13 protein-coding genes are annotated in these 13,784 nt (G+C 69.8%); 2 read left to right on the top strand and 11 right to left on the bottom strand.

Going from position 1 to position 13,784, the window contains the following annotated elements:
- Positions 1-308 precede the first annotated feature (308 nt).
- The 7 genes from AC3A6X_RS13530 to AC3A6X_RS13500 all read right to left on the bottom strand — a co-directional run bounded on the left by AC3A6X_RS13530 (position 309) and on the right by AC3A6X_RS13500 (position 6,829).
- A complete protein-coding gene (locus AC3A6X_RS13530; RefSeq protein ID WP_487842654.1) occupies positions 309-1,343 on the bottom strand; it encodes a DctP family TRAP transporter solute-binding subunit in 1,035 nt (344 codons plus the stop codon).
- Between the two features lie 32 nt (positions 1,344-1,375).
- A complete protein-coding gene (locus AC3A6X_RS13525) occupies positions 1,376-2,674 on the bottom strand; it encodes a TRAP transporter large permease (protein ID WP_487842653.1) in 1,299 nt (432 codons plus the stop codon).
- Positions 2,671-3,231 (bottom strand): TRAP transporter small permease, encoded by a 561-nt coding sequence (locus AC3A6X_RS13520; RefSeq protein ID WP_487842652.1) that lies wholly within the window; start codon positions 3,229-3,231, stop codon positions 2,671-2,673. The genes AC3A6X_RS13525 and AC3A6X_RS13520 overlap by 4 nt, the downstream gene beginning before the upstream one ends.
- 96 nt (positions 3,232-3,327) lie before the next feature.
- Complete coding sequence (locus tag AC3A6X_RS13515) at positions 3,328-4,062, bottom strand: fumarylacetoacetate hydrolase family protein (protein ID WP_487842651.1); 735 nt, start codon at positions 4,060-4,062, stop codon at positions 3,328-3,330.
- Positions 4,059-5,435: an MFS transporter gene (locus AC3A6X_RS13510; protein WP_487842650.1), complete on the bottom strand. Its 1,377-nt coding sequence runs from the start codon at positions 5,433-5,435 to the stop codon at positions 4,059-4,061. Before AC3A6X_RS13510 ends, AC3A6X_RS13515 begins: the two co-directional genes overlap by 4 nt.
- Positions 5,436-5,471: 36 nt before the next feature.
- Positions 5,472-6,050, bottom strand: a complete 579-nt coding sequence (locus AC3A6X_RS13505; protein WP_487842649.1) for a cupin domain-containing protein — start codon at positions 6,048-6,050, stop codon at positions 5,472-5,474.
- Between the two features lie 35 nt (positions 6,051-6,085).
- A complete protein-coding gene (locus AC3A6X_RS13500) occupies positions 6,086-6,829 on the bottom strand; it encodes a dienelactone hydrolase family protein (RefSeq protein ID WP_487842648.1) in 744 nt (247 codons plus the stop codon).
- 88 nt (positions 6,830-6,917) lie between these two features.
- Between AC3A6X_RS13500 and AC3A6X_RS13495 the strand changes: the two genes are divergently transcribed.
- Positions 6,918-7,862, top strand: coding sequence for a LysR family transcriptional regulator (locus tag AC3A6X_RS13495; RefSeq protein WP_487842647.1), 945 nt, complete (start codon positions 6,918-6,920; stop codon positions 7,860-7,862).
- 12 nt (positions 7,863-7,874) lie between these two features.
- On the opposite strand, the gene AC3A6X_RS13490 is transcribed toward AC3A6X_RS13495, so the two are convergent.
- Positions 7,875-9,041: an FAD-dependent oxidoreductase gene (locus tag AC3A6X_RS13490; RefSeq protein WP_487842646.1), complete on the bottom strand. Its 1,167-nt coding sequence runs from the start codon at positions 9,039-9,041 to the stop codon at positions 7,875-7,877.
- Between the two features lie 102 nt (positions 9,042-9,143).
- Here AC3A6X_RS13490 and AC3A6X_RS13485 point away from each other — a divergent pair, with 102 nt between their 5' ends.
- Positions 9,144-9,722, top strand: coding sequence for a TetR/AcrR family transcriptional regulator (locus AC3A6X_RS13485; RefSeq protein ID WP_487842645.1), 579 nt, complete (start codon positions 9,144-9,146; stop codon positions 9,720-9,722).
- Positions 9,723-9,758: 36 nt separating this feature from the next.
- Here the strand turns inward: AC3A6X_RS13485 and AC3A6X_RS13480 are convergent, their stop codons facing one another.
- Genes AC3A6X_RS13480 through AC3A6X_RS13470 form a run of 3 tightly spaced genes read right to left on the bottom strand, consistent with a single transcriptional unit; the run spans position 9,759 to position 13,724 of the window.
- Positions 9,759-10,736, bottom strand: coding sequence for an NAD(P)H-dependent flavin oxidoreductase (locus AC3A6X_RS13480; RefSeq protein WP_487842644.1), 978 nt, complete (start codon positions 10,734-10,736; stop codon positions 9,759-9,761).
- Positions 10,737-10,746: 10 nt separating this feature from the next.
- Positions 10,747-11,742, bottom strand: coding sequence for a Bug family tripartite tricarboxylate transporter substrate binding protein (locus tag AC3A6X_RS13475; protein ID WP_487842643.1), 996 nt, complete (start codon positions 11,740-11,742; stop codon positions 10,747-10,749).
- Between the two features lie 41 nt (positions 11,743-11,783).
- Entirely contained in the window at positions 11,784-13,724 is a 1,941-nt protein-coding gene (locus AC3A6X_RS13470; RefSeq protein WP_487842642.1) for an acyl-CoA synthetase, read from the bottom strand.
- Positions 13,725-13,784 lie beyond the last annotated feature (60 nt).

Raw genomic sequence — 13,784 nt, 5'->3', positions numbered from 1 at the left:
TTTGTCCCATGGAGGGGCGCCCGGCATGCGATGCGGGCCGGTCGACCCCACTGCGGCGGCCCCTTCGGGGCTTCCCTGCGGTGCTCGCCTTTCGCGGGGTCTCGCTCGAACTCGCTTCGCTCAAACAGTCGCGAGCCCTGATCCGCGAAAGGCTGCGCTCCTCGGCGCCGCAGAGGGGATCGCCCGACCCGCACCGCATGCCGGGCTTGGGGTGTGCGAGGGTTGCGTGCACCTCGGAGGGCCGGGGTGGGGGCACCGAGCCTATCCACGGCACCGCACGCCTCCGCGCCCCACCGGTCGAACGCTCGTTACTTCTTCCGAGCAGCAATCGCCTGCTCAGCCTTCGTCACCAGCTCCACACCAATCTGCGGCTTCCATTTCGCATACACAGGCCGCGTCGCCTTCACGAAGGCCTCGCGCTCTTCCGGCGTGAGCTGCGTCACCGTCACGCCCATCCCCGCGATGTCCTTCAGCACCGGCTTGTCGGCCTCCACCAGCCCCTTGCGGGCCAGCTCGATCTCCTGCTTGCCGGCGTCGATCGCAGCCTGCCGCACGATCGCCTGGTCGGCCGGGGTCCACGACGCCCAGATGTCCTTGTTGACCACGAACACCAGCGGGTCCGCCATGTAGCCCCAGGTCGTCACGAACTTCTGCCCCACCGTGTGCATCTTGAGCACGGTGAAGAGGAACAGCGGGTTCTCCTGCCCGTCCACCGCGCCGCTCGCCAGCGCCGGCTGCGCATCGGCCCAGCTCATCTGCGTCGGGTTGGCGCCCAGCGTGCTGAACATGTCAGAGAAGATGGGCGAGCCCACCACGCGGATCTTCATGCCCTTCAGGTCTTCAGGCGACTTGATCGCGCGCTTGGAGTTGGTGATCTCGCGGTAGCCGTTCTCGCCCCAGGCCAGCGGCACCACGCCGGCCTTGTCCAGCGTCTTGAAGATCTCCTTGCCCACCTCGCCCTGCGTCAGCGCATCGACGGCCGCGTAGTCGGGCATGAGGAAGGGCAGCGAGAACAGGTTGAGCTGCTTGACCTGCGGCGACCAGTTGATGGTCGAGCCCACCGCCATGTCGATCACGCCCTGGCGCAGCGCGCTGAACTCGCGCGTCTGGTCGCCCTGGATCAGCGAGACGCCGGGGTAGAGCTTGATGTTGATGCGGCCCTGCGTGCGCTCCTTCACCAGGTCGGCCCAAATCTTGCCGGCCTGGCCCCACGGTGTGGGCGGGCCCAGCACCAGCGACATCTTGTATTCGGCCTTGTAGCCTTGCGCCGGCGCGGAGACCGAGAAGCTGCCCAGCGTGGCAGCGATGGCCAGCAGGCCGAGCAGGGAACGACGGAATTTCATGGGTGTGTCTCCTTTGGAACGAAGCAAAAAAATCAATAGCCCAGCGCATGCGGCAACCACAGCGCCAGCTGCGGCCAGATGATCACCGCCACCATCACGAGGAACATCGCAAACAGCATCCAGCCCACCCAGCGCACGGTCTCTTCCATGCGCACGCCGGCGATGCGGCAGGACACCATCAGGTTCACCGCCAGCGGCGGCGTGAACTGTCCCAGCGCCACCTTGAGCGTGAGGATCACTCCGAACCACACTGGGTCCCACTTGTAGTGCTGAACGATCGGCCACAGGAGCGGCACGAAGATCAGGAAGATCGAGACCCCGTCGAGGAACATGCCCACCGTGATCAGCAGCAGGATCAGCAGCGACAGCACGCCGTACTCGCCCAGCCCCGAGTTCACGATCGCGCGCGTCACCGGATCGATCACGCCCAGCGTCGACAGCGAATAGGCAAAGATCCCCGCCAGCGAGACCACCAGCAGGATCACCGCCGACAGCTCGCCCGACTCGCGCAGGATCACGAACAGGTCGCGCACGCGGATCGTGCGATGCACCGCCATGCCGACGAAGAGCCCGTAGAACACCGCGACCACCGCCGCCTCGGTGGGCGTGAACCAGCCCGCGCGCATGCCGCCGAGAATGAGCACCGGCGCCGCCAGGCCCCAGATCGCGTCGCGGAAACTCTTCCAGAAGGGCGGGCGCGGCAGCGAGGCCTCGAGCGCGCCCATGCGGTGCCGGCGCGCCATCCACACGGCCGGAACGATCAGCGCCAGGCCCGCCAGCAGGCCCGGCACCATGCCGGCCGCGAACAGCGCCGGCACCGAGGCGCCGGGCACCAGCACCGAGTAGACGATGAAGGCCACCGAGGGCGGGATCAGGATGTCGGTGGCCGCAGCTGCGCCGACCACGCTGGCCGAGTAGGCGGCCGGATAGCCCGCGCGCGACATCGCGCCGATCATCACCGCGCCCACCGCCGCCGCGTTGGCCGGGCCCGAGCCCGAGATGCCGCCGAGGAACATCGCCACCACGATCGCCACCAGCGGCAGCATGCCGGGCCCGCGCCCGACGATCGCCACGGCGAAGTTGACCAGGCGCAGCGCCACGCCCGAGCGGTCGAAGATCGAACCCACCAGCACGAACATCGGGATTGCCAGCAGCGGGTACTTGCCCAGGCCGGCATAGAAGTTCTGCGGCACCGCCAGCAGGCCGAACCACTGGGCATCGGCATTGGCCAGCCCGATGGCGACCGCGCCCGCGAGGCCCAGCGCCGCGCCGATCGGCACGCCGACCAGCATCATCAGGATGAAGGCGGCGAAGAGCAGCGCCGGGATCATTCGCCCGCGCCCTCGGCGCGCCGCTCGCGGCTGCGCCGGATGAACAGGCCCACCGCGCGCAGCCCGATCGCGAAGCAGACGATCGGCAGCCAGACCGAGTACCACCACTGCGGCACGCCGATGCCCGGCGAGGTCTCCTCGAAGCGGTAGTCGTCCCACACCACGCGCACGCTCAGCGCGGCGATCAGGAAGGAGAGCGCGGCCACCATCAGCGCGCCGAACTGCGCGAGCCGCTTGCGCCGGCCCATGGAGCCGCTTTCCGCGAAGTACTCGATGCGGATGTGGCGGTCGCGCGCCACCGCGGCCGAGCCCGCGACCATCGCCAGCAGGATCATCAGGAACACCGAGAACTCCTCGGTCCAGGCGAAGGAGGAATCGGTGAAGTAGCGCACCAGCACGTTGGCGAAGGTGATGCAGGCCAAGAGGCCCATGATGACCACCGTGGCCCAGTCCTCGATGGCCAGGGGCACGCGGGTGGGCTCGTCGGCGGCTTCGATCTCGGGGGGAAGAGGGCTGGCGGCGTCCAGCGTGGGGCCGGACTCGGGGGGAGAGGACATCAGGGAAACGGCGCAGCGGCCGGGATTCGGCAACCTGCGATCGTAACGATCGATAACGGTTTCCCTATGGGGGCTTTCCTTAGCCGCGTTCCGTGCTCATGGCCGGCCGCTCGGCGTCGGATTCTGCAGCCGGGCACCGACGTGCACCCGAAGCTCGCCCAGTCCTTCCACCGCGCCGACCATCGTCTGTCCGGCTTGCACGGGCCCCACGCCGGCCGGCGTTCCCGTGTAGATGAGGTCGCCCGGATGCAGCTCGAACCAGCCGGACAGGTGCGCGATGGTCTCCGCGACGTTCCAGATCAACTGGTCGATGTCGCTGTCCTGGCGTGTCTGGCCGTCCACGTCGACCCGGATGCGCGCGCGCTCGGGGTGCCCGATGGCGGCGGCAGGCCGGATTTCGCCGACCAGTGCCGAGCCGTCGAAGGACTTTCCGATTTCCCACGGCCTGCCTTGCTCGCGCATCCGGATCTGGAGGTCGCGCCGGGTCATGTCGAGGCCGACCGCGTAGCCGAAGACGTGATCGAGCGCGTCCCGGACAGGGATGTCGCTGCCGCGCCTGCCCATGGCGACGACGAGCTCGATCTCGTGCTGGAAGTCCGTGGTGCAGGCGGGATAGGGGATCTCGGCCGTCGTGCCTTCGCGGATGGGGACGATCGCGTCCGTGGGCTTGCAGAAGAAGAAGGGCGGCTCGCGGTCCGAGAAGCCCATCTCGCGGGCATGCGCCGCGTAGTTGCGTCCGACGCAGTAGACACGGCGCACCGGGAAGAGCAGGCCGCTGCCTGCAACGGGCACGGCCGTCGCGGGCGGCGGGGGCAGCACATAGGCGCTCATTCAAGCGCTCCGGCCGCCGGGCGCGTGCCCGCATCGGGCACCGCTTCGCGACGGCGCATCGTCCGGCGAGCCAGCAGCGCGATCGCGACGGCGGCCATCCACGCGGGGAGCGCGGCCACGGCGAAGAGGGATTCCAGGGCCACGCCGGTGCCGACCAGCATGCCGCCCACCACGGGCCCGACGACCGAGCCCGCCCGCCCCACGCCCAGGGCCCAGCCCACGCCGGTCGAGCGAATCTCGGTGGCATAGAGGCTGGAGGCCAGTGCGTTGATGCTGATCTGGGCCCCGATCACGCAGAAGCCGGCGACGAAGACCATCGCCATCAGCGCGGGGAACTCCGCCTGCGTCATGCGGCCGATGGCGAACGTCGCCAGGCCAGCCGCAACGTACGCGGCGAGGAGCACCCGGTATGGGCCCAGCCGATCGATCAGCCGCGCGAACATCAAGGCGCCCGCGATGCCGCCGAGATTGAGCAGCGCCGTGGACACGATGGCCTTGTCCAGCGGCACGCCGGCCTGCCGCAGCAGGGCAGGCAACCAGTTGACCAGGAAGTACAGCACCAGCAGGTTCATGAAGAACACCGCCCACAGCAGCAGGGTCTGCGCGGTGCGCCGGCCACCGAAGAGCTGCAGGACGCTCATGCCTTTCTGCGGCTGCGCCTCGCTACTTTTGAAATGCACGTGCGCAGCGCGCTCGGCGCCCAGGATCGGGACCAGCAGCGCCCGCAGCGTGGCGTCGGGCGTCCGCCGCGCGGCCAGCAGCCGGATCGACTCGGGCAGCCAGACGAAGAGCGCCGGGAGCAGCAGCAAAGGCAACGCGCCGCCCAGCCAGAAGGTCGATTCCCATCCGAGCGAGGGGATCATCCGCGCCGCCAGGAAACCGCCGAGCACGGCGCCCAGCGGGAAGCCGCAGAACATCACGCTGATCAGCGTCGCCCGCGAGCGCGCCGGTGCGTACTCTGCGGTCAGCGCAATGATGTTGGGCATGGCGCCGCCCAGGCCCAGGCCCGTCAGCAGCCGCAGGATCATCAGCGTCGTGAGCGAATCCGCCCAGGGCGTCAGCAGCGTGAACGCGCCGAAGATCGCGGTCGTGGCCATGATCACGCGGCGGCGCCCGAAGCGATCCGCTGCCGGGCCGAAGACCAGCGCGCCGAGCATCAGCCCGGCCAGGCCGGCGCCGAACACCGGGCCGAAGGACGAGACCGGCAGGCCCCATTGGGCGGCCAGCACCGGCGCCACGAAGGCAACGACCTGGGTATCGAAGCCGTCCAGCATCGCGATCAAGGCGCAGAGGAAGACGATACGTTTCTGGGCGCGGCCGAAGGGCGCCTGGTCGATCGCCGTCGCCGCGTCGACAGAAGGGGTCGGGGGCATCATGTTCTCCGTGTGTGTGTCAGGACGAGGCAGCGATCAGTCCTGGTGCGGTGCCTTGCCCTCGACCATGTGGAAGGTGCGGCCGATGGGCTCCTCCCAGATCAGGTTGCGGTCCATCGCGCGCGCCGGCATGTCCTGGATGACGTACTGGATGGCCGGCTCGCTGCCGGTGTTGATGTGCTCGTGGCTGGCCATCGGCGGGCAGCCGAAGGTGTCGCCCCGCTTCCAGTCGAAGCGCTGGCCGTCCAGCACCGAATAGCCCTCGCCCTGGATGATGTGATAGAGGGCGTAGGAGTTGTGCCGGTGCGCGACGATGTGCTCGCCGGGGCCGAAGATCTGGATGCCGAGAAAGATCGACGGAAACACGCCACCCGCTTCGCCGGTGTCGCTGTTGACCAGCGCGATGAAGCGGCGGTCGGCGCGGCGCAGGGGGTCGCGCAGCACCTGCTCCAGACGGGGCTGGAGATCGTTCCAGCGCCAAATGGCCGCGCGCAGGTTCTTCTTGACGAGGAAGGGGTAGTACTCGTCATCGGTCATGAACCGCGCCCAGTCGGTGCGATCGACGGTCGACGTGGTTTCCGGGGCGTGGTCTTCGGTGTTGAGTTGTGCGCTCATGAATGTGTCTCCTGGGGGTCGTTGAAAAAAAATCGTCAGTCGAGCAGGCGTCCGCGCAGATGCCAGTCGAGGAAGACCAGGCTTCTTCTCCAGGCCTCGGCGGAGGCGACGGGGCGGAAGACGGCAGGGCGGAACCATTCGTCGAACGCATGGGGCGCGCCCGCATAGGTGTGGATCTCGTGGTGCCGCTGGGCTTCGCGCAGCAGCGCCGAGAAGTCAGCCAACTCGTCCTTGCCGATCAGCCTGTCCATGTCGCCGAAGTGCCCCAGCAGCGGCGCCTGCAGGCGCGCCGCCACGCCGATGGGGTCCAGCGCTTTCGGGCGCGAGCGGCGCAGCTGCCCGTAGTACGCGACCGCGCAGGCAGGGCCGTCCGCCTCGCTCGCCGCGAGCACGGCGTAGCTGCCGCCGATGCAGAAGCCCAGCACGCCTGCGTGCCGGCGATCGATGCCGCGCTCGCCGATCCAGTCGAGCACATGGCGGACGTCGGCCAGCACGCGATGGTCATCGACGGCCGCCACGGCGGCATCGATGCGCTCGGGCGTCGACAGGTCCGGCTGCGATGCGCTGCGGCTGAAGTAGTCGACGACGGCGACCAGGTAGCCGGCGCGCGCGAGCTGTGCGGCGCGGGCCGCGACGTACGCGTTCACGCCAGCGATGGCGGGGAGCAGCACCACCGCGTGGGTCGCGTCCGCATGGTCCGGCTGATGGACGTGGATCGCGAATCTCTCGCGTGCGTCTTCCTGCAGGAGGACGTGCTGTTGCAGGGGAGTGGGGTTCATGGTCTCGGTTCCGGATTCGTTGGGGCAAGTATTCGTTCCAGACCCCTCGCCACGCAATGCGAATGGTTTAGTCTGTACTATTCGTTGAATGAATAAGCAGGCACTCGACCTCAACCGGCTTCGTGTCTTCCGGGCCATCTGGGAGTGCCGCAACGTCTCGCGCGCAGCCGAGGCGCTGGGTGTCTCGCAGCCCACCGTCAGCCATGCCTTGCGCGATCTGCGTGCGCATTTCGGCGATCGCATCTTCGTGCGCTGCCCCGGCGGCGTCATGCCCACGCCCCTGGCCGAGACCATCGCGCGCCGCATCAGCCAGGCCCTGGCCCTGCTCGAGCAGGGGCTCGACATCCGCGGCGAGTTCGACCCCGCGTCGAGCCGCCGCGAGTTCACGATCGTGATGACGGACATCGCCGAGGCGATCATCCTTCCGCGCATCCTCGGCCTGTGCCGGCGCGAGGCGCCTGCGGTGGGCTTTCGCGCCATCCAGCTGCCCACCGAATCCGTCGTCAGCGCGCTGCGCGACGGTGCGGCGGACGTGGCCATCGGCTTCAGTCCCGCCCTGCGGGCGAGCCTGCTGCACAAGTCCTTCTTTCGCAGCGAGTACGTGTGCATCGCCAGCGCCACGCACCCGCGCATCCGCGAGCGGATGAAGCTGCAGGACTTCACGCGCGAGCGCCACGCCGTGGCCCAGGCCCAGGGCACCGGGCACCACGCGGTCGAGGCCGCGCTCCAGCGCATGGGGCTGCTCGATTCCATCGGTGCGCGCGTGCCGCACTTCCTCGCCTTGCCGACCATCGTGGCGGCCAGCGACATGATCGCCACCATCCCCCGGCCGCTGGCAGAGCTGATGCTGCCCGTGGCGGCGGTGCGCATGCATCCGCTGCCGATCCGGCTGCCGAAGCTGCTGATCGAGCAGTTCTGGCACGAGCGCTTCCATGACGATGCGGCCTCGCGCTGGCTGCGAGCGCTGCTGCCGCGGGCGATGCAGGAGGTCTTCGAGACCGGTCCGCAGGGCTTCAAAGAGGCCGCCGACTGACCTGCTGCGGCCCTATCGGTAGACCAGGCCCGAGAGGCGCCACGCGAGCTGCCGGCGGACCATCGGCACTCGCGACAGCGTGCGCAGCAGAAGGTTGCGCGCCGCGCGCAGGGCGGGCCTGGCCGTCGCCATGCGCGTGAGGCGATCGGCCAGCGCGATCACCTGGCCCGCAACGGGGCGCCGCGTCGTGCCGTAGGTATCGAGTGCGGCTTCGTTGCCGGCCAGCGCCTGGCTCAGCGCATCGGCCAGGGTGATCGCGTCGACGATGCCGACGTTCATGCCCTGGCCGCCGGCCGGGCTGTGCACATGGGCGGCATCGCCGGCCAGCAGCACGCGCCCTGTGCGGTAGGCATCGGCCAGCCGGTGATGAACCCTGAAGCGCGAACCCCACAGCACCTCGCGGACCACCGCCCGCTCGCTCGCCGGGCCGCGCGCGTCCAGCAGGGCCTGCAGGTAGCCGGCGTCGGGGTGCTCCGGCGCATTCGCCACCGTTGCGACGATGCGGTGCGCACCGCCCGGAAGGGGCGCCACCACGACCATGCCCGCGGGCGAGAAGTAGAGGATCACCTCGTCGTGCGGCACGCCGCCCGTCAGGCGAACGTCGGCCAGCAGGAAGGACTCGCCGTAGCTGCCGCCGGTAAAGCCGATGCCCGCCTGCTCGCGCACCGTGCTGTGCATCCCGTCGGTGCCCACCACGTAGCGCGCGCGCACGTGCCGGCCGTCGTCGAGCGTGGCAGTGGCGCCGGTGGCGTCCTGGCGCAGGTCGGTCAGCACGCGCGGGCGCAACACCTGGCCGCCGAGCTCGCGCAGCCGTTCGAGCAGCACGCTTTCGGTGACCGCCTGCGAAACCATCAGCGTGTAGGGATAGCGCGTCGGCAGCTGGTCGAAGCCGATCGGCACCAGCACGCGGTCGCGGTCGCGGATCGTGAAGCGCTGCGCCTGCACGCCGCGCTCGACCAGCCGGCCCGCGACCTGCAGCGGCTCGAGCGCCTCCAGCGTGTGGGCATGGACCACTGCGGCGCGCGAGGTGTTGGCGCCCTCGGCCTGCCGGTCGATCAGCATGAAGTTCGCGCCGCGGGCGGCGAGCGCGGTCGCCAGCGTGAGGCCGGCAGGTCCTGCGCCGACGATCAGCACGTCGGTGTCGAAGGAGGAAGAAGAGGGGATGCGCGGGTCGGACATGAGGGGTCTCCTGTAAAGTCAACAAGTGTTGGTCAACGCTTGTTGGCAATTCTGGTCAAGACCGATCCGTTTGTCAACAACTGTTGGCCTATACTTGTTGACATGGCTGAACCCGACCCCATCCTCCCCCCCGCCCGGCGCTCCGACGCGACCAAGGCGTGCATCCTCGCGGCCGCGCGCGCGCAGTTCGCGGCCTTGGGCTACCAGGCCACCACCATTCGCGCCGTCGCGAACGCGGCCGAGATCGATCCCGCGATGGTCATGCGCTACTTCGGCAACAAGGAAGGGCTGTTTGCCGCGGCGGCCGATTTCGACCTGCGCCTGCCGGATCTGGCCGGCGTGCCGCGCGATGCGCTGGGCGCCGCGCTGGTGTCGCACTTCCTGGATCGGTGGGAGGATGACGAGACGCTGATGGCGCTGCTGCGCACCGCGTCGACCAACGAGGCTGCGGCGGCGCGCATGCAGGCGCTGTTCTCGTCGCAGATGGCGCCCCTGATCGCGCGCCTGAGCGGCGACTCGCGCGCCGGTGCGGCCGCGCGTGCCGGCTTGATCGCCAGCCAGGTGCTGGGCTTCGCCCTGTGCCGCTATGTGCTGAAGCTGCCGCCGGTGGTCGCGCTCAAGCGGCCGGAGATCGTGCGCCGCATCGGCGCGACCGTGCAGTCCTACCTGTTCGACGCGTAAGGCCGCGACGGTGCGCGCTGCGAATCGCAGCGCGCATCAGGGCGAATCGAAGTAGCCGCGCGCCCGGTCCAGGTGCTCGCGGCATTCCCGCACCATGCGCTCGATCAGCTCGGCGCAGGTCGGCACGTCGTCGATCAGCCCGATGCACTGCCCGGCCGAGATCACGCCGCCGTTGACTTCGCCGGCCTCCAGCGCCGCACGCCCGCGCACGCCGGCCACCAGCGGACGGATGTCCTCGAACTGGCAGCCGCCGGGGCGGTTCTCGGTGGCCACCACCTCTTCCGAGATGGCGTTGCGGAACACCCGCGCCGTGTTCTTCATCGTGCGGAACATCAGCTTGGTGTCGCGCTCCGAGGCCGCCACCAGCGCCTGCTTGATGTTGTAGTGGATCGGCGCCTCCTGCGTAACGCAGAAGCGCGTGCCCATGTTCACGCCCTCGGCGCCCAGCGCCAGCGCCGCCGCCATGCCGCGCCCGTCGGCAATGCCGCCCGAGGCGATGATCGGGATGCGCAGCGCGCGTGCCGCGATCGGCAGCAGCACCAGGCCCGGCACGTCGTCCTCGCCCGGATGGCCCGCGCATTCGAAGCCGTCGATCGAGACCGCGTCCACGCCGTTGCGCTCGGCCGAGAGCGCATGGCGCACCGTGGTGCACTTGTGCACGATCTTCACGCCCTGCGCCTTGAACTGGTCGATGAAGTCGCGCGGGCTGTTGCCGGCCGTCTCGACGATGCGGATGCCGCCGTCGAGGATGGCCTGCACGTACTGCGCATAGGGCGGCGGCTTCACGGCCGGCAGGATCGTGAGGTTCACGCCGAAGGGCCGGTCCGTCATCGTCCGCGTGCGGGCGATCTCGTCGCGCAGCGCCTCGGGCGTCTGCTGGGTCAGCGCTGTCAGGATGCCCAGGCCGCCGGCGTTGGACACGGCTGCCGCCAGCTCGGCGCGGCCCACCCATTGCATGCCGCCCTGGATGATGGGGTAGCGGATGCCGAGAAGCTCGGTGATGCGGGTCTTCATCGTGCGGTCCTCACTCCAGCTTGGCGCCGGACTGCTTGATCAGGCGCTCCCACACCGGCCGCTCCTTCTTGTACTCGGCGGCGAAGGCCTCCGGCGAGCTGTCCTTCAGCTCGAAGCCCATGGCCGCCACCTTCTGCTGCACATCGGGCTGCTGCGTAGCCTTGCGGATCTCGTCGGCCAGACGCTTGACGATGGGCCCGGGCGTCTTCGCCGGCACGGCGATGGCCAGCCAGCCGGTGAGCAGATAGGCCTCGTCCTTCAGCCCCTGCTCGGCCAGCGTGGGCACGTTGGGCAGCGAGGAGAGGCGGCGCTCGCCGGTCACGCCGATGGCCTTGAGCTTGCCGGCCTCGATCTGCGGCTTGGCCTGCAGCGAGCTGGCGTAGGCCATCTGGATCTGGCCGCCGATCAGGTCCGCGATCATCGGCGCCTCACCCTTGTAGGCGACGTGGTTCATGTCGGCGTTCTGCGTCGCGCTCATGTGCGCGCCGGCCAGGTGCGGGTAGGCGCCCAGCCCGTAGGAGCCGTAGGCCAGCTTGCCCTTGTTGGCCGCCACGTACTTCAGGAGCTCGGGGCCGTTGCTGGCCGGCACGCTGGGATGGGTCACCAGCACCAGCGGGCCCATCGCCACTTGATAGACCAGGGTCAGGTCGCGCTCCGGGTGGTAGGGCAGCTTCTCGTAGAGGAACTGGTTGGTCAGCAGCGCGTTCGAGAGCGACATCACGATGGTGTAGCCGTCGGGCGCGGCCTTGGCCACCGCGTCGGTGCCGATGATGCCGGCCGCGCCGGGCTTGTTGTCGATGACCACCGGCTGGCCCATGCTGGCCGCGAGCTTCTCGCCGATGACGCGCGCCAGCACGTCGGTGCCGCCGCCGGCGGCGAAGGGCACGACCATCTTGATCGGCTTGGCGGGGTAGGTCTGGGCGAGCGCGGGCGCGCCGGCGCACAGGGCGATGGCCGAGGCCGCGGCGGCGAGGCATCGGCGGCGGGTGAAGTCGTGGATGGGCATGGCTGTCTCCGTTTGGAATGAAAAGATCGGGCGGGCGGCAGCTACTGCACGACCACCTGCACCTTGAGCGGCAGGCGCCCGAGCGAGTCCTGCAGTCGCACCCGCAGCGCCTGCACGGCCGGCCCCGTCGCGGCAGCGTCGATGGTCACCGTGAGCGCCTTCTCGCCCTCGGCCTGCACCGTCGGCCGCGCGGCGCCGGGCAGGTCGAGGTCGGCCCAGGCCTCCTCGACCAGCGCCTCGGCCACGTGGCGCGCGGCCAGGGCGCGCAGGTCGGGCTTGAAGATCTTGCCGACGTTGGTCATCGGCATCTGCTCGATCACCACCACCGACCTGGGCTTGGCCGGCGCCTCGTCCACGCGCTCCGCGGTGAAGGCCAGCAGCTCGGCCTCGGTCGCCTTCGCGCCCGGCACCAGCGTGGCGAAGGCCACCGGCAGCTCGCCCGCGTAGGCATCGGGCGCGCCCACGGCGGCGCACAGCTGTACCGCGGGATGCGCGCCCAGCGCATCCTCGATGGTCTTGGGGTCGATGTTGTGGCCGCTGCGAATGATCAGGTCCTTGGAGCGCCCGCTGAGGTTGAGGCGCTCCTGCGCGTCGAGCCAGCCCAGGTCGCCGGTGGCCAGCCAGCCGTCGGCGGTGAAGGCCTTCGCGTTGTCCGCCGGATCGACGAAGCCGGAGAACAGGTTGGGCGACTTGAAGAGCACCATGCCCTGCTCGCCGCGCGGCAGCTCGCGATCGCTCGCATTGCCGTGCGCGTCCAGCGCCACGATGCGAACCTGCGACCAGGGCAGGCGCAAGCCCACGCAGCCCGGCGGCCCGATCACGCCGGGCGGCGTGATGGTGGAGATGCCGGCCATCTCGGTCATGCCCAGGCTCTCGTGCACGTGCAGGCCGAACAGGCGCTCGAAACGTGCGGCCAGCTCCGGCGGCAGCACCGCGGCGCCGGTGCGGCAGTATTGGATGGAAGAGATGTCGGCGCCAGCTAGCGGCACGTTGGCCAGCGCGGCCAGCACCGTGGGCACGGCCGACAGCGAGGTCGGGCGGTGCTTCTGCACCAGCTTCCAGTAGTTCGCCATCACCTGCTTGTTGCGCAGCAGGGTGGTGGTGGGAATGATCACCTCCACCCCGGCCGAGAGCGAAGCCAGCGAGGCCGGCAGCACGCCCGCCACGTGGAACAGCGGATAGCCGTTGATGGTGATGTCGTCGGGCCCCTGGCCGGTCATGTTCACGCTGGCGAAGGCGGTGAAGACCTGGGCGCCATGGCTGTGGCGCGCCAGCTTGGGCGCGCCGGTGGTGCCGCCGGTGTGAAAGTGGGCGGCGATGTCGGCGGGCTGGATGTCGCGGCCGCTCACCAGGCGGTCGTCGGGCTCGCGCGCGCGCTCCGTGGCGAAGTCGAGCACGCCCTCGGGCAGCGCGCCCGCGGCGCCCGGCGCCTCGTCGTGCGGCGCCACGCGCAGCACGGTGGTGAGCGTGGGCACCTGGCCGCGCAGGCGCATCGCCTTGGACCACATGCCCGCATCGTCGTCCGCGCCCCAGGCGATCAGCACCTTGGCGCGGCCGGCCGTCATCAGCGAGACCAGCTTCTCGTCGGTGAGCAGCGGATTGAGCGGCTGTGCAATGCCGGCCGCGCCGCCGCCCCACAGGGCCAGGTGGTACTCGAGGCAGCCCGGCAGCAGGATGGCCACCGCGTCGTCGCGTCCGATGCCCAGCTTGTGCAGCAGGTTCGCGGTCTGGTGGATGCCGGCCAGCAGCTGCGCATAGGACCAGCGGATCGGCTCGTCGGCCGGGTCGCCGCTGCGCAGCAAGGTCAGGGCCGTCTTGTCGCCGAAGGCGGCGGCCGAATTGCGAAAGATCTCGTAGGTGCTGCGCACCGTCAGCGCCTCGGCGAGCGGCTTCGCTTCGAGCCGGCGCACGTCCTCGATGCTGCGGATGGGGAAGGACGCGCTGAAGGGCGCGGCCGTGCCGCGTGTCTCGCTCGTGCTCATGGGCATGTCTCCTCGTTCTGCGTGGGCCGATGCGCGTCGGGCTGACCCGCGGCGCGCATC

Source organism: Variovorax sp. Soil_C_12, from assembly GCF_057657375.1.
This window is presented reverse-complemented; position numbering and strand designations above follow the sequence as displayed.